The following is a 14,870-nucleotide window of genomic DNA, read 5'->3' as shown; positions in this document are numbered from 1 at the left end:
CAGTGGCGGCCTTGCGGCCGCTGGCTTTTACCGTTATTTGCGGGTGCCTGTCAAGCGGCTCCAATCTTCTTTGTGAGCAGGCGCGTCCATGTCAAACCATTGGGCGTAATGTTGGCTAATTTCGTCGGCTTGCTCTTTAAGCAAACCCGATAGTGCCAATAAGCCGCCCGGCTTGACTTTTTCGGCGATAAGCGGCGCTAATTCTCTCAGTGGGCCGGCGAGGATATTGGCCACGAGCACGTCCGCTTTTAGGTCAGCTGGCTGATCTTCGGGTAGGAATAGCGCCAGTTTATCGGCAACACCGTTGCGTTCGGCATTGGCTTTAGAGGCATCGATGGCTTGGTAGTCAATATCGATGCCTGTGACTTTTGCTGCGCCAAGTTTCAGCGCGGCTACGGCTAAAATGCCAGAGCCACAGCCAAAGTCGATCACCTCTTTGCCGTTAAGTTGCAGTCCATCTAACCATTCTAAACACAGCGCCGTGGTTGGATGGGTGCCGGTACCAAAGGCTAGGCCTGGGTCGAGCATCACATTCACGGCTTGTGGGTCGGGCACTTCACGCCAGCTAGGGCAGATCCACAGACGTTTGCCAAACTGGATGGGGTGGAAATTGTCCATCCATTCCCGTTCCCAGTCTTTATCTTCAACTTGCTCTACTTTGTGGCTAAAGTCGACGCCTAAGTAAGGCTGCAGCTTGAGCATGTCAACGATAGGGGCTAGATCATAGTCGGCTTCAAACAGCGCCGTCAGTACGGTGTGGCTCCATAGCGGAGTCTCACCTAAATTTGGCTCGTAAATCGGGTTGTCTTTGCCATCTTCATAGGTGATCGACAGGGCACCAAAGTCCATCAGCATATCGCTTAATTGTTCGGCGTGTTGATTGTCGGTATCAATTTTTAACTGGATCCAAGCCATGGGATCTTCTCTCTTAGGTCAATAATGGCGTTATTGTAAACCATGCGGCGGTTAAAGGCAGAGTGATCTGTTATTGATATTTGCGCTCGGTAGAATAAAAGTGCCGATTCAAGCACTTATAACGCTATTTTCGAATGGATTGTTTTGTTTAAATTGGTTGTTTAACTCTATGATTATATTTGGTTAAGTGGTTTGACCTTTGTTTTGTATTTTAAGGTTTGTTTGTGAACTAAGTCAAAAGTTGCTTGCTTGCTGGGTGAGGTAAATCACGCTTTGCTTATTACAGGCGTTTACCCTGCACGCTTGCTGCTATGGTGTAGATCCCGACACTAGGCGTTGAATGATAATGAATCCCAAAAGTATGCAATCTCATCATATCCATTATGCGTCGCTGGGCAGTCCATGGTCTGCCAAGGCGGACAAAATTCAAAGTGCAACTGGCATCATGCTGGGGTGCTTTTTATTGGCTCACCTGCACTTTGAATCCAGTATTTTATTAGGTAAAGAGGCATTTTATCATGTGGTGCAGTTTCTTGAAGGGGGGCTGTTTACCTCGACAGGTCATGGTATGCCGATTGTCACTAAGGTATTTTCGATTTTTATCATGTTAGTGGTCATTGTTCATGCGGCGGTGGCACTGCGGCGTTTTCCGGCGCAGTTGGGCCAGTGGCGCGCCTTAAGGCGCCATATGCAGGGCATTAACCATAAAGACAGTCACGCCTGGTTTTGGCAGTTAGCCACGGGCTTTATTTTGTTTTTCTTAGCGCCAGTGCATATTTTTACCATGATCACTAACCCTGAGATAGGCCCACATCTTTCTGCTGAACGCGTGTATCACGCCAATGCGTGGTTACTGTATGCCTTGTTGCTGCCGGCTGTGGTGATCCACGCCATGATAGGTTTGTATCGAGTGGCATTGAAGTGGGGCTTGACGCTTAATCGTCGTGGGCTGCGTAAGGTTATCAAGATATTGATTATTTATCTTATTAGCATTGGCGTGTTGAGCTTGGTGTCATACCTCATTATTGGCCGTGAGCTGACATTGCCTATCACACCTTTTGTACCTTGATGATGGGTTAGCTTAGGTAGTTTAGCATTTTGTGAAGTATTAGTTAGTGTTTTGATCTGCCTCACGGTTTAGTGACTGTTTGTGAGCGACATTAGGGCTATTGGTTACCAATTTTAAGGCAACCTGATGCCATCGATAAGGGGAAGATATGTCGCTGACTCGTTATAACAATAAATTAAGTGGCTGGCTCGATCTGAGCCAGAGTCTCACCGGTGTCATATTGACCCTGTTTTTATGGACTCACCTGCTGTTAGTGTCCTCTATTTTACTGGGAGGCGATGCGATGACCATGGTGGCCAAAACCATGGAACTGAGCTTTTTAAGTGCCGATGGTCATGGTTATCCTTGGGTAGTATCTATTATAGCCGTAGTGGTGGCTGTGCTGGCCTTGATACACGTGTTGGTGGCGGTGCATAAAATGCCACTTAACTTGGCACAGCAGCGAGCTTTGCGTAAGCAGATGACGGTGATCACTCATGGCGATACTAAGTTATGGGTCTGGCAGGCCATCACGGGCGTGGGGATCTTTTTGTTATTACCAGTACACCTGTGGTTGATTGGTAGTGCCCCCGAGACTATTGGTCCATCCGGCAGCGCCGAGCGCATTTGGAATGATGGTGTGTGGATGGTGTATTTACCATTGCTATTATGTGTCGAGCTTCATGCCGCCATTGGCCTTTATCGAGTCGCCATAAAGTGGGGCGCCGAGAAAGCACTTAATCATCGCGCGCGAATTAAAAAAATAAAAACCATTATAAGTGTTGTGTTTGTGGTGATTGGCATCGCGTCATTGCTCGCCTTTCTTCCCTATGCGAGCCAATAAGTGGTGGTTCAATACCCTGTTAAGGAGCAAGTGTGAAACTGATATATACCGATTCTCTGGTCGTTGGAGCTGGACTCGCGGGGCTAAGGGTGGCAATCGCTTCAAAAGAGCGAGGTTTAGATACTGTTGTATTGTCATTGATCCCAGCTAAACGTTCGCATTCGGCCGCCGCCCAAGGGGGGATGCAGGCAAGCCTTGGCAATACGGTAAAAGGGATGGGCGATGATGAAGATGTCCATTTTCAAGATACGGTAAAAGGATCGGACTGGGGTTGCGATCAAGAGGTCGCGCGTATGTTTGCCCATTGTGCCCCCAAAGCGGTGCGCGAACTGGCAAACTGGGGTGTACCTTGGACGCGGGTAACCAAAGGGCCGCGTGATGTCGTGGTCAATGCCCAAAAGGTCACTATTGAAGAAGCTGAAGAAGCGCATGGGTTAATTAATGCCCGCGACTTTGGCGGCACCAAGAAGTGGCGCACCTGCTATACGGCAGACGGCACGGGTCACTCATTGCTTTATGCTGTCGATAATAAAGCTATTTCATTAGATATCCCCGTTCATGAGCGTATCGAAGCCTTAGCCTTAATTCACGATGGGTCGCGCTGCCACGGTGTGGTCGCTCGCTGCCTGATCACGGGCGAGTTACGTGCCTATATTGCTAAATCGACCACGATTGCCACTGGCGGTTATGGACGAATTTACGAAGTCTCAACGAATGCCATTATCTGCGAAGGCATTGGTCAAGCATTAGCGCTTGAAACCGGTGTGGCCAAGCTGGGTAATATGGAGGCGGTGCAGTTTCATCCCACCGCCATTGTGCCAGTGGGGATTTTAACCACCGAAGGCTGTCGGGGGGACGGTGGCTTACTGCGTGATAAAGATGGCCATCGTTTTATGCCCGATTATGAGCCAGAGAAAAAGGAGCTGGCATCCCGTGATGTGGTATCGCGGCGCATGACTGAGCATATTCGCAAAGGGAAAGGGGTCGATAGCCCGTATGGGCCGCACCTGTGGCTCGATATTACCTTGTTGGGGCGCAAACATGTCGAGACTAACCTGCGCGAAGTCAAAGAGATCTGCGAAAACTTTTTAGGTATCGATCCAGCCAAAGATTGGATCCCAGTGCGCCCGACCCAGCACTATTCGATGGGCGGTATTCGCACCGATGCCACAGGTCAAAGCCCGCAGCTTAAAGGGTTATTTAGCGTGGGCGAGGCGGCGTGTTGGGACATGCACGGCTTTAACCGTTTAGGCGGTAACTCCTTGGCTGAAACCGTGGTAGGAGGCATGATCATAGGTAAATATGTCGCCGATTTTTGTCAGCAAAATACCTTAGAGATTGATACTGCGCTGGTGGAAAAGTTTGTTAATCAGGTACGCGGCGAAATCGATGATTTAGTTGAAGGGCAGGGCAGTGAGTCAGCGTTTGATATTAAGCTTGAGATGCAACGGATTATGATGGACTACGTGGGCATTTTCCGTAATGGTCCCGAGCTGCAAAAAGCGGTGGATGAGTTGCAAGCCTTGTTGCTGCGCTCGCGCAATATCGGCTTAACCTGTAAAAAGCGCCACGCTAACCCTGAATTGGTAGAAGCACTGCGAGTTAAGCGCATGCTTAAAGTGGCGCTCACAGTCGCTTGTGGGGCTGAGGCGCGCACCGAAAGTCGCGGTGCCCACGCCCGTGAAGACTTTCCACAGCGTAATGATAAAGAGTGGCTCAACCGCACGCTATCGAGCTGGCCAAGTGCTGATGCCACGCTACCCGCGCTGGATTATGAACAGTTGGATGTGATGAAAATGGAATTACCACCAGGTTACCGTGGTTACGGAATCAATAATGCGATAGCGCATCCTGATACCGCCAAGCGTGAGCAACAAATTACCGAAATTTTGAGCGGATTAGGTGACAATGCCAATCGCTTTGAGCGGCAGCGGGCTTTGATGCCTTTTGAGGTGCCGCCGTCTTTACAAGAGAAAAATGAGCGCTTGCATGACAAGCCGTTCGACAATCGCCCAGCGGGAGAGCAAAAGTAATGAGTCAGGGTCGTCTATTAACGTTTTCTATCTTTCGCTATGATCCGCAAGAACCTGGCGATAAGCCCAAGATGGTTAAATACCAGCTTGAAGAAGCCCCCGGCATGACGGTATTTATCGCCCTTAATATGCTCAGGGAAAAACAGGATCCCTCGCTGCAGTTTGATTTTGTCTGTCGCGCCGGTATTTGTGGTAGCTGCGCCATGGTGATCAATGGGTATCCCACACTGGCGTGCCGCACCTTAACCAGTAAATACCCTAAAGGTGAGATCACCTTGATGCCGCTGCCCGGCTTTGAATTAATTGGCGATCTGTCGGTCAACACGGGTAAGTTTATGCGCGAACTCGCCGAACGCCTAAAGTTGTGGTTGCATCCAAGGCAAGATGAAATCGATATCCATCGCATCGAGGCGCCAATGGCCCCAGAGGAGGCGGCAAAGCTGTATGAGCTCGATCGCTGCGTTGAGTGCGGTGTGTGTGTGTCTGCCTGTGCCACCAAGCAGATGCGCGACACCTTTGTGGGTGCCGTAGGCATGATGAAAATCGCTCGCTTCGAACTCGACAGTCGTGATGCTCGTAGCGTGGAAGATTTTTACCATGTGATTGGTAATCAAGATGGCGTGTTTGGCTGCATGACCTTACTTGGTTGTCAGGATAACTGCCCGAAAGATCTGCCGCACATGCAACAAATTGCCTATTTACGCCGCAAGATGGCCGGTGCCTTGGTATAGAAACAGCATCTGCTTACCATAAAAAATGCCGCTAATTAGCGGCATTTTTATTCAGTAAAGCTAACTTATCATTAGCTTTTAGAGCGTTTCATGGCGGTAAAGAACTCTTCGTTCGTTTTCGTCATGGCAAGCTTATCGATAAGGAACTCCATACCCGTCACTTCATCCATTGGATTAAGGATTTTGCGTAAGATCCACATTTTTTGTAGCTCTTCAGGTGTGGTCAGTTTCTCTTCACGACGAGTACCAGAGCGGTTGAAATCAATCGCTGGGAATACACGTTTTTCTGCTGCTTTACGCGACAGGTGAAGCTCTTGGTTACCTGTACCTTTAAATTCTTCGTAGATCACTTCGTCCATTTTCGAACCCGTATCAACCAACGCTGTCGCGATAATGGTTAAGCTGCCACCATGTTCGATGTTACGTGCCGCGCCGAAGAAGCGCTTTGGACGATGCAGTGCGTTAGCGTCAACACCACCGGTAAGTACCTTACCTGATGATGGGATCACTGTGTTGTAAGCACGTGCTAGGCGGGTAATCGAATCGAGTAAGATCACCACGTCTTTTTTATGTTCAACTAAACGCTTGGCTTTTTCGATAACCATTTCGGCCACTTGTACGTGACGACTTGCTGGTTCATCGAAGGTAGAAGCGATAACTTCACCTTTTACCATGCGTTGCATTTCGGTCACTTCTTCAGGGCGCTCATCAATCAGTAGTACCATCAACACTACTTCAGGGTTGTTGTAGGCAATGCTTTGGGCCATGTTTTGTAGTAGTAGTGTTTTACCGGCTTTTGGCGGCGCCACGATCAAACCACGCTGACCTTTACCAATTGGTGAGCACAAATCTAAAATTCGCGAGGTAATATCTTCAGTTGAACCATTACCACGCTCCATACGCATACGCTCTTCAGCATGCAGTGGGGTAAGGTTTTCAAACAGGATTTTATTACGAGAGTTTTCAGGCTTGTCGAAGTTAACTTCGGTGACTTTCAATAAGGCAAAATAACGTTCGCCCTCTTTTGGTGGACGAATCTTACCAAAGATGGTGTCACCGGTGCGCATGTTGAAACGGCGAATTTGGCTGGGTGAAACATAGATATCGTCTGGGCCAGCGAGATATGAGCCGTCAGCACTACGAAGGAAGCCAAAACCATCTTGCAGAATCTCTAAAACACCACCACCGAAAATATCTTCGCCGCTTTTTGCGTGGGCTTTAAGGATTGCGAAAATGATGTCCTGCTTGCGAGCGCGGGCCATATTTTCTAGCTTCATGTCTTGGGCGAGTTGTACTAAATCTGAAATCGGTGTGTCTTTTAATTCTGATAAATTCATCTTGGTGGGTCTTGTTCTTACGTGACAATGCTATCTTTGATCAATGAATGTACAACATATTAAGAATATCGATCGAATAGCAAGAAGTGGGTTAGTTAGAATGAGTCTGGTTATTAAAGTAGCACTAACAAGGCTAGGCGTCTAGAAATTTAGCGAATCCCGACACAATTACTTTTGTAAGCTGTGTCGAGAGTCACTTTCTGCGATCAAAATGTCATAGAGATCGGGATATTACAGCTGTGCGTCGATAAACTCTTTAAGTTGAGTCTTAGACAATGCGCCCACTTTTGTGTCGGCTAGCTCACCGTTTTTGAAGATAAGTAAAGTAGGGATACCACGTACGCCATACTTAGCAGGTGAAGCATTGTTTTGGTCAACGTTTAGCTTGGCGATAGTTACCTTGCCTTCGTACTCTTCTGCTACGTCATCTAGGATTGGGGCGATCATCTTACAAGGACCACACCATTCAGCCCAGAAATCCACCACTACAGGGATGTCAGACTTAAGTACGTCGTTTTCGAAGCTGTCGTCGCTTAAGGTAATAATTTTATCGCTCATGATGTTCTCCAGTTGAGGTGCCATTACTGGTTTGTTAATGGCTTAAGCTGTATATTGGGTCTGAAATCAGCTTTTCAAGATTTTTTTAGCGGCTTTCAGAGCTGTTTTTTCATTAGCCGCTATTTCAAACGATTAAGTTCCTTATTGCAACCCTAACTGGTATGCTTGCGCTATGAGCGAAACACATTTAACAAATACAAAGTTTGCCGACTTTACTCTGCATCCAGAGATACAACAGGCACTAATCGAAAGCGGTTTTGAATATTGCACGCCAATCCAAGCATTATCATTACCAATTTTACTCCAGCATAAAGATATTGCGGGTCAAGCACAGACAGGCACAGGTAAAACCTTAGCCTTTTTGGTCGCCACCTTTAACCACTTATTGACCACTCCAGCTCCTGAAGGACGTGAGATCAATCAGCCTCGTGCGATTGTGATGGCGCCGACACGCGAACTAGCGATTCAAATTGCCAAAGATGCCAACTTGCTGGCCAAGCACACCGGGCTAAAAGTCGGGATTGTTTTTGGTGGTGAAAGCTACGACGTTCAGCGTAAGGTGCTTGATAAAGGCGTCGACATCTTAATTGGTACCACTGGGCGTATCATCGATTACGTTCGCCAAGGGGTACTCAATGTCAGCTCGATTCAGGCAGTGGTGCTCGATGAAGCCGATCGCATGTTTGACTTAGGCTTTATTAAAGATATTCGTTTCCTATTTAGACGTATGCCAGACGCCAAATCGCGCCTGAATATGTTGTTCTCGGCGACGCTGTCGATGAAGGTGCAAGAGCTGGCTTATGATCATATGAATGATCCCGAGAAAGTGGAAATTGCCCCAAGCGAAAAAACCTCAAAAAATATTACTGAAGAAATTTTCTATCCTTCACAGGAAGAGAAGATGCGTCTGTTGCTGACGCTGATTGAAGAAGATTGGCCAGATAAAGCCATTGTCTTCTCTAACACCAAGCACAGCTGCGAGAATATCTGGGCCCACTTAGAAGGTGACGGACATCGTGTTGGACTGCTAACGGGTGATGTGCCACAGAAGAAGCGTATTCGTATCTTAGAAGATTTTACCCAAGGTAAGTTGGATATCTTGGTAGCCACCGATGTAGCTGCACGTGGTCTGCATATTTCTGACGTATCTCATGTATATAATTACGATCTTCCCGATGATTGCGAAGACTATGTACACCGTATTGGTCGTACGGGACGTGCGGGTCAAAAAGGGAAGTCGATCAGTTTTGCCTGTGAAGAGTATGCCCTCAACTTACCGGCGATCGAGAGTTATATTCAGCACTCTATTCCTGTCACTAATTACGACAGTGAAGCCTTGCTGAGTGATTTACCGCCGCCTGTACGCATTCATCGTAAGCACACCACGCGTCCCGCTGGCCGCCCTGGTAGTGGCAAACCACAAGGTGCACGTCCTGGCGCACGCCCAAGACGTCACGATAGGACGCGTAGACACAGCTAAATGAAGCGCGCTGGCTTAGGGCCTAAGTATGCGGCCATTACCTTAGGATCAAATAGTTTTAATATGCTGGTGGCGCAAACCGTCGCCGGCAGCCCTAAAGTGGTGGCAAAATATAAGCGCAAGGTGCGCCTTGCCGAAGGCATTGGCCCTGATGGCGTATTAAGCCCCGAGGTGTTTACCCGTGGGCTTGACTGCCTAAAGATGTTTTCACAGATGCTCGATAAAGAGGGCATTAGCCGCGACCATATTACCGTTATTGCCACCGCGACACTGCGCAGCATCAATAATGCCAGCGCATTTTGCCAAGCGGCGCTGCCTATTTTAGGTCAACCGATTGAGATTATTTCGGGGCTGCGTGAAGCGGAATTGATCTATCAAGGCATGGTTGCGACTACCACCACAGAGGGTCGCCGATTGGTGATCGACATTGGTGGTGCCAGCACTGAGTTTATTATTGGTGATGGCGACAAAGTGCTCCTCAAAACCAGCCTTTCTATGGGCTGCGTTACGTTTAAGCAACTGTTTTTCACTCAATTTCCATTTCAGCTGGCAGACTTTGATTCTGCACAGGCACAGGTCGTTAACCTGTTGGGTGATTATCGTGCTCAACTGCTTCAGCTTAGTTGGCATAGTGTGGTTGGCGCATCGGGTACAGTGCAATCAATCGTTGAACTACTCAACGCGCGTGGCCTGTCTGCAACCATCACTCCTGCGATATTGTTGCAATTACGCGATGAAGTGCTAGGTCAAACCGATGTTAGCATGCTGCAGATTGCAGGCTTACATCCTGAGCGAGCCCCCACTTTTGCCGCAGGATTATCGATTTTACTGGGCTTATTTAATGTGCTGCATATTGAGTCGTTAAATTTGTCGGGCGGTGCGCTGCGTGAAGGCGTATTACTACAATTATCTCGGCGAATTGCAGCTACATCTGCTGCATAATCACGTCTTTATTGTCCACATATATCTGCGATTAACCCACAGTTGCAGCCCCAGAGCGTCTCATTAAGCAAGAACTCCCGCTTAATTTGCATGCAACAAGTTAGCACTGGATTAGTTAACATGACTGCACAAAAAAAAGCCGCTAATGCGGCTTTCTTATGAGTCATGGCTAACGGCCTAGTTAAGAATGTTGGCCAGATCGACTTCTAGTGAGGTCTGTGGACGCTCAACAATGCGGCCAATCTCTTTACCTTGCTGTTTGACGATAAAGGTCGGAATACGGCTAAATTCGTACTGCGCCGCTAAGCCTTCGCTATCTTGTTTGCTGCGATCCACCCCTATGTAGGTCACCTTGACGTTGGGATTGTTCAACTGCTCTATGATGCGAATAAAGCGCGGTGTTTCGCGGTGACAATCAGGGCACCAAGTGCCAATAATAACGACAATTTCAGTCGGCTCTGTGATCGCTTTTAATGGTTCGATGGCTGCTGTATCGACTTGATAAGTTTGGTAACCTTCGCCAAATTCGCTAAGTTCGGTCACTAAAGTTTGTGCTGGAACGATACCGGTTAGAATCACTTCTTGTTTCTCCTCACTGCAAGTGGCAATAAAGCCTTCTTGCTTGCCTTCAAAGGCGCAACCGCCATTAGCCAATACCTGAGTGCTAAAAAATAGCGCCGTAGTGGCGAGTAAGGCTGCAATATTATTGGTCATGATAATTCCTCAGGGACGATAAGCACTAGATTCATTTAACCCTATTCAATCATCTAAATCGGTTAGCGAGTAGTGCTTATTATCTTAGCTGTTAACTGGGTCACGGCTGGGATTCAATTAATGATACCTAGGTCTCATCTCATTTCAGACGGATCATGTTAGACAGCTCCTGAGAAGGATAAATTAGGCTTTTATCAAGCGACTTAGATCGGCAGGGCGGTAGTAAACTGATTTTAGCACCTTGCCTTGGCGCACGACTTTACCTGCCATATCAACATCTTTAGCACATTTAGCTATGATGAAGTCGCCTTTCTTGCTACCGATAATGTCAACACCCTGTTTAGCATAATGAGCGACGGTTTCTGCTAACTCTTGTTCATTACGGCACACCTTACTCATGTTGCTCGAGTGCACTTCATCCCAGCAGCGCACAAAATCGATATCACGATTATTGGCCACATGCAGCAGCAGATCGATAAGGTAGCTGATAGCAATACAGTCGTTAACCTGTTTGGCACCCATATGCACCAGACGCCCCATCAATACATAAACAGAGTCGACAATCGCATCGGCTTGTTCTATGCGGCAATCGGCTTCAGCTAGCTCGGTCAGCTCTTCAATCGCTAAAGAGGTGTGTAATGTATCCGCTTTATCGTCGAGGCTGCTGGTATCTTCAATGGGCAGATCGAAGGTAGAGCGGAACTGGTGAATATCGCGATAAAGGTGATCATAAAGCGGTTGCTGTAGTGCGGTTAATTTCATCAAACTGGCCTTGGGACATAACGATTAATGGCGCAATTCTAATTTAATGGTGCGGTAATTGAAAGTCGTGGTCGCAGCTCAAGCTAGCGATGCCGAGATAAAAAAGACCGCCCGACGAAAGGGTCGCGTTGTCGGGCGGGAGCAATGAAAGCGGGGGGGATAAACTATGGCAAATTAAGAACGAGTGGGTGATGCATACTTGGCGGTGAGTTGTTCAAGGTAGGGTTGCACCTCTTTATCGCCCCAATCTAAATAACCGCGCAAAAAACCGATGAGGTTACCTTCGCCATCAAACACATAGGTAGCAGGCACTACATCTGCTGGAAGCATCTGATCGATCTGCTGCTGTGGATCGATCAACGTAGGGTAGTCTCCTAAGTTATGGCGGGTTAAAAATGCGGCCACTTGCTCGTATTGCTCATCGATAGACAGTGGCAGTACCACTAACTTATTGGTGTGATTATCGCGCCGGATCTTGTCCATCATCGGGATCTCTTTAATGCAGGGTGCGCACCAAGTGGCCCACAGGTTAACCAGTACCAGATTGCCGCGATAATCGCTCAGCTTAACCTTGGCCCCCTCAAGCGTTTCAAAAGGGACTTCACTGACTTTGCGCGCGTGTTGCATCTCGATAAAGCGCGACATGATCATGGGTTTAGGTAAGTTATCACCAGTGGCGTACACCTTTTCATTTGGCATGGCCCCCTGCGATTGTCCCATGGTGAGTAGCATTGATAAGCCGATGATAACCAGCAGTTGTTTAGTCATGATGCGTATCCATATTACTAATTTTAGAGGAAGATGTTGTCGATTGATGTTGCTTGAATCCCCATGCCGCCACCAATAGCAATAACCCCAGCGGAAACAGATACAGCACTAAAGTTCCTACGGAAAATGTTGGCATATAGCGGATCTGCTGGCCGTAACGGGCCACCATAAAATCGATGATCTCGCTTTTACGTTTGCCTTGTTCTAACTGCAGAAAAATTTCTGCTTTGAGCTCATTGGCTATCTTAGTTTGCGAGTCCAACAGGTTTTGATTGGCCGACATGGGACAGCGTAGCGACTTAGCGATATCAAATCCCAGGGCTTTTATTTCGGCTTGCGAGTAGACAGGGGCTGGCGTTGATGCTGGCAAGGATGACGGCGTTGTAGCGTTGGCCGAAAATACGCTTAATCCTAGCCATAACAGGCAGTTGAATGTGACAAGTCGGCAAAGTGTGAGCTTAGACTTCATCACAGCCCTCCATTATGTACTGACGGCGCACCAAGGCGATGCCCTGCGCTGTGAGGGTTACGCGCAGCGCTGGGAGTTGCTGGGCGGCGTAGCAGGCAGATACCGGCCACCATCATCATTAAGGCTCCTATCCAAATCCAATTGACCAAAGGTTTATAACTGATCCGCACAAGGTATTCGCTGTCGCTGAGCGGCGTCCCCATGGAGATGTAGATGTCGCCAAACAAACTGCGATGGATCCCCGCTGCCGAGAGTTGCATGCCGTTAGTGTTAAAGGTCTGTCGCTGTGGGTAAATATAAGCAAACACTTGCCCCTTGGCATCGCTAACCTGAATTTTGGCCTGAATCGCACTGTAGCTTGGATATTCAACCTGCTCAGTTACTTCATAAACAAAGGTGTACCCCGCGACGACTTTACCTTGTCCCGGGCCCATTCGGAGTAACTCTTCCTGCTCAAAATGAGACACAGTGGTTGCGCCTAAAATACTCACTGCCACGGCCAAATGGGCCAGGCACATGGCGTTAAAATGCTGGGTTCTGCCAGTACTGGGCGCTCGGTGACCATAGTGCAACCGCACCGCCGCCACGATGCAGATAATCAACCATAGGGCAGAAAAACTGCCGCAAATAAAGTAGCCGCTAAGCTGGGGTAACGCTATCAGGTTCAGTAGCAACGCCAGCCCGAATGCCAGCCCAGCATATAGGCTTAATTGCATAAACACCTTGGGCTGTGCCTGTTGCCAGCGCACCAGCGGCGCTGCGCCCATTAGCAGGCAAATCAATACCAGCAACGGAATAAACAGACTGTTGAAGTAGGGCGCGCCAACGGAAATGCTTTGCTGGGTAAGGACTTCATACAGCAACGGGTAACAGGTGCCAAGTAAGATGGAAAGAGCTGCAACGAGAAGGATAAGATTGCCCAGCATCATCAGGCTTTCTTTGCTGTGCAGGCTATAGCGGCTAGTTTTGAGTAATGACGGCGCGCGGTAGGCAAACAGGGTAAAGCCCCCAGCCGAAAATAATATCAGTAGAGTCAAAATCGACACGCCTCGGCTCGGATCGGCGGCAAAGGCATGGACCGATTGCACCACCCCTGAGCGCACTAAGAAGGTGCCCAGTAGGCAGATGGCAAAGCCTAACAAACAAGTGAATAGGGTCGAAGCATAAAAATCATCTCGTTTACTGCTCAATATGAGTGCATGCATCATGGCGGTGGCCACTAACCAAGGAATAAATGAGGCGTTTTCGACTGGGTCCCAAAACCACCACCCTCCCCAACCTAGCTCGTTATAGGCCCACCATGAGCCAAAGGCGTTGCCACCAGTGAGTGCTACCCAAGTTAAAATAGCCCATGGACGGATGCGCTTGCAGTGGGCTTGAATGTTAGCTTGGGTATCGAGTAGCGCGGCCACGGCCGCAGCAAAACAGACCGTCAGCCCCACATAGCCGACAAACAGCAGTGGCGGATGCAATATTAGCCCAATGTCTTGCAGTATAGGGTTTAGGTCGCGTCCCTCGAGCGGGATGTTGGGCAGCAAGCGTGCAAACGGGTTAGAGGTAAACAGTAAGAAGAGTAAGAAACCGCACATGATGGCGGCGAGAATGGCGCAAAGGCTGCGCATAAAGGCATTGTTAGCTTTGTGCTGGTTGACGATATAACTGCTCCACAGAGCGGTGGCGGTTATCCAAAATAGCATTGAGCCTTCATGACCGCCCCATACCGCCGCCACCTTATAGATGCTGGCTAATTGGGTGTTGGAATGGTTGGCCACGTAAGCGACCGAAAAATCGTTAGTAATAAACAGATAGCCCAAAATAACAATTGCCCCCAGTAGGGCAACAGTATTGAGATGAATTAATAAGCTGGTGAGTGTATGGGTTTGTGGTTCACCGCTGCTGCTTTTAAATAGTGGTAACGCTGCGATGAGTAAACACATTACTGTTGCAATAATAAGTAGTAATAACCCAATTTCTGCCGCCATAGTTCCACCGATGATATTAATTATTTGCGTGTCTGCATTTATTAATCGATAGCGTTAACTTTGCTTATATAGATAAATAGAGACTGTGTTAAATGCACAGTAAATTAATGGCGCAAGCGTTTCTGTGAGCTTAAGCAAGTAAAAACAATCCATCCTATTCGCTGAATATTTTTGAAAAATAAATCTTTATTTTGAGGTGTTTTTACATCTAAAAGAGTTCAATTCATATCTAAAAAACAGATTTCAACATCACATTAAAGTGTTGTTTTTAATTGTCTTTTGCTGTT

The 14,870-nt window shown here is 48.0% G+C and carries 14 protein-coding genes; 6 read left to right on the top strand and 8 right to left on the bottom strand.

The genetic code is table 11. The features are described 5' to 3' along the window. Nucleotides 1-33: 33 nt before the first annotated feature. On the bottom strand, nucleotides 34-915 hold the full coding sequence (gene prmA, locus AC5YB1_RS17880) for a 50S ribosomal protein L11 methyltransferase (protein WP_475515617.1): 882 nt from the start codon (nucleotides 913-915) through the stop codon (nucleotides 34-36). Nucleotides 916-1,261: 346 nt separating this feature from the next. Between prmA and AC5YB1_RS17875 the strand changes: the two genes are divergently transcribed. From AC5YB1_RS17875 to AC5YB1_RS17860, 4 genes are all read left to right on the top strand, one after another. Continuing rightward, nucleotides 1,262-1,984, top strand: coding sequence for a fumarate reductase cytochrome b subunit (locus tag AC5YB1_RS17875; RefSeq protein WP_475515618.1), 723 nt, complete (start codon nucleotides 1,262-1,264; stop codon nucleotides 1,982-1,984). 148 nt (nucleotides 1,985-2,132) lie between these two features. Then, complete coding sequence (locus AC5YB1_RS17870) at nucleotides 2,133-2,807, top strand: fumarate reductase cytochrome b subunit (RefSeq protein ID WP_475515619.1); 675 nt, start codon at nucleotides 2,133-2,135, stop codon at nucleotides 2,805-2,807. A 32-nt stretch (nucleotides 2,808-2,839) separates the two neighbouring features. Then, a complete protein-coding gene (locus tag AC5YB1_RS17865) occupies nucleotides 2,840-4,840 on the top strand; it encodes a fumarate reductase flavoprotein subunit (protein WP_475515620.1) in 2,001 nt (666 codons plus the stop codon). Next, nucleotides 4,840-5,571: a fumarate reductase iron-sulfur subunit gene (locus tag AC5YB1_RS17860; protein ID WP_475515621.1), complete on the top strand. Its 732-nt coding sequence runs from the start codon at nucleotides 4,840-4,842 to the stop codon at nucleotides 5,569-5,571. The genes AC5YB1_RS17865 and AC5YB1_RS17860 overlap by 1 nt, the downstream gene beginning before the upstream one ends. 71 nt (nucleotides 5,572-5,642) lie before the next feature. Here the strand turns inward: AC5YB1_RS17860 and rho are convergent, their stop codons facing one another. Both rho and trxA read right to left on the bottom strand, forming a co-directional pair. Beyond that, complete coding sequence (rho, locus tag AC5YB1_RS17855; RefSeq protein ID WP_475515622.1) at nucleotides 5,643-6,908, bottom strand: transcription termination factor Rho; 1,266 nt, start codon at nucleotides 6,906-6,908, stop codon at nucleotides 5,643-5,645. 231 nt (nucleotides 6,909-7,139) lie between these two features. Next, nucleotides 7,140-7,466 (bottom strand): thioredoxin TrxA, encoded by a 327-nt coding sequence (gene trxA, locus AC5YB1_RS17850; RefSeq protein WP_110455649.1) that lies wholly within the window; start codon nucleotides 7,464-7,466, stop codon nucleotides 7,140-7,142. Nucleotides 7,467-7,638: 172 nt separating this feature from the next. On the opposite strand from trxA, the gene rhlB reads away from it, so the two are divergent. Further along, the gene (rhlB, locus tag AC5YB1_RS17845) at nucleotides 7,639-8,946 is read left to right on the top strand and encodes an ATP-dependent RNA helicase RhlB (protein ID WP_494520262.1); all 1,308 of its coding nucleotides are present in this window, start codon (nucleotides 7,639-7,641) and stop codon (nucleotides 8,944-8,946) included. After that, the gene (locus tag AC5YB1_RS17840) at nucleotides 8,947-9,888 is read left to right on the top strand and encodes a Ppx/GppA phosphatase family protein (protein WP_494520261.1); all 942 of its coding nucleotides are present in this window, start codon (nucleotides 8,947-8,949) and stop codon (nucleotides 9,886-9,888) included. It begins immediately after the preceding gene. Nucleotides 9,889-10,065: 177 nt separating this feature from the next. Here AC5YB1_RS17840 and AC5YB1_RS17835 read toward each other — a convergent pair whose 3' ends face one another. The 5 genes from AC5YB1_RS17835 to AC5YB1_RS17815 form a co-directional block, all read right to left on the bottom strand. Next, the gene (locus AC5YB1_RS17835; RefSeq protein WP_494520260.1) at nucleotides 10,066-10,602 is read right to left on the bottom strand and encodes a DUF6568 family protein; all 537 of its coding nucleotides are present in this window, start codon (nucleotides 10,600-10,602) and stop codon (nucleotides 10,066-10,068) included. Between the two features lie 183 nt (nucleotides 10,603-10,785). After that, a complete protein-coding gene (locus AC5YB1_RS17830) occupies nucleotides 10,786-11,364 on the bottom strand; it encodes a nucleoside triphosphate pyrophosphohydrolase family protein (protein ID WP_494520259.1) in 579 nt (192 codons plus the stop codon). A gap of 174 nt (nucleotides 11,365-11,538) precedes the next feature. Then, entirely contained in the window at nucleotides 11,539-12,132 is a 594-nt protein-coding gene (locus AC5YB1_RS17825) for a TlpA family protein disulfide reductase (protein ID WP_494520258.1), read from the bottom strand. Further along, a complete protein-coding gene (locus AC5YB1_RS17820) occupies nucleotides 12,125-12,601 on the bottom strand; it encodes a cytochrome c-type biogenesis protein (RefSeq protein WP_494520257.1) in 477 nt (158 codons plus the stop codon). Before AC5YB1_RS17820 ends, AC5YB1_RS17825 begins: the two co-directional genes overlap by 8 nt. Continuing rightward, complete coding sequence (locus tag AC5YB1_RS17815) at nucleotides 12,601-14,583, bottom strand: heme lyase CcmF/NrfE family subunit (RefSeq protein WP_494520256.1); 1,983 nt, start codon at nucleotides 14,581-14,583, stop codon at nucleotides 12,601-12,603. Before AC5YB1_RS17815 ends, AC5YB1_RS17820 begins: the two co-directional genes overlap by 1 nt. Between the last annotated feature and the right edge of the window lie 287 nt (nucleotides 14,584-14,870).

The sequence above is a fragment of the Shewanella sp. 433 genome (assembly GCF_059338565.1).
Note: the sequence above shows the minus strand (reverse complement) of the source record. Positions and strands in the feature narration are given on the sequence as shown.

What these genes read in the sequence shown, in the direction of transcription:
- prmA (WP_475515617.1), bottom strand. Translation starts at nt 915, where the DNA reads ATGGCTTGGATCCAGTTAAAAATTGATACCGACAATCAACACGCCGAA.
- AC5YB1_RS17825 (WP_494520258.1), bottom strand. Translation starts at nt 12,132, where the DNA reads ATGACTAAACAACTGCTGGTTATCATCGGCTTATCAATGCTACTCACC.
- AC5YB1_RS17860 (WP_475515621.1), top strand. Translation starts at nt 4,840, where the DNA reads ATGAGTCAGGGTCGTCTATTAACGTTTTCTATCTTTCGCTATGATCCG.
- rhlB (WP_494520262.1), top strand. Translation starts at nt 7,639, where the DNA reads ATGAGCGAAACACATTTAACAAATACAAAGTTTGCCGACTTTACTCTG.
- rho (WP_475515622.1), bottom strand. Translation starts at nt 6,908, where the DNA reads ATGAATTTATCAGAATTAAAAGACACACCGATTTCAGATTTAGTACAA.
- trxA (WP_110455649.1), bottom strand. Translation starts at nt 7,466, where the DNA reads ATGAGCGATAAAATTATTACCTTAAGCGACGACAGCTTCGAAAACGAC.
- AC5YB1_RS17835 (WP_494520260.1), bottom strand. Translation starts at nt 10,602, where the DNA reads ATGACCAATAATATTGCAGCCTTACTCGCCACTACGGCGCTATTTTTT.
- AC5YB1_RS17870 (WP_475515619.1), top strand. Translation starts at nt 2,133, where the DNA reads ATGTCGCTGACTCGTTATAACAATAAATTAAGTGGCTGGCTCGATCTG.
- AC5YB1_RS17840 (WP_494520261.1), top strand. Translation starts at nt 8,947, where the DNA reads ATGAAGCGCGCTGGCTTAGGGCCTAAGTATGCGGCCATTACCTTAGGA.
- AC5YB1_RS17815 (WP_494520256.1), bottom strand. Translation starts at nt 14,583, where the DNA reads ATGGCGGCAGAAATTGGGTTATTACTACTTATTATTGCAACAGTAATG.
- AC5YB1_RS17875 (WP_475515618.1), top strand. Translation starts at nt 1,262, where the DNA reads ATGAATCCCAAAAGTATGCAATCTCATCATATCCATTATGCGTCGCTG.
- AC5YB1_RS17820 (WP_494520257.1), bottom strand. Translation starts at nt 12,601, where the DNA reads ATGAAGTCTAAGCTCACACTTTGCCGACTTGTCACATTCAACTGCCTG.
- AC5YB1_RS17830 (WP_494520259.1), bottom strand. Translation starts at nt 11,364, where the DNA reads ATGAAATTAACCGCACTACAGCAACCGCTTTATGATCACCTTTATCGC.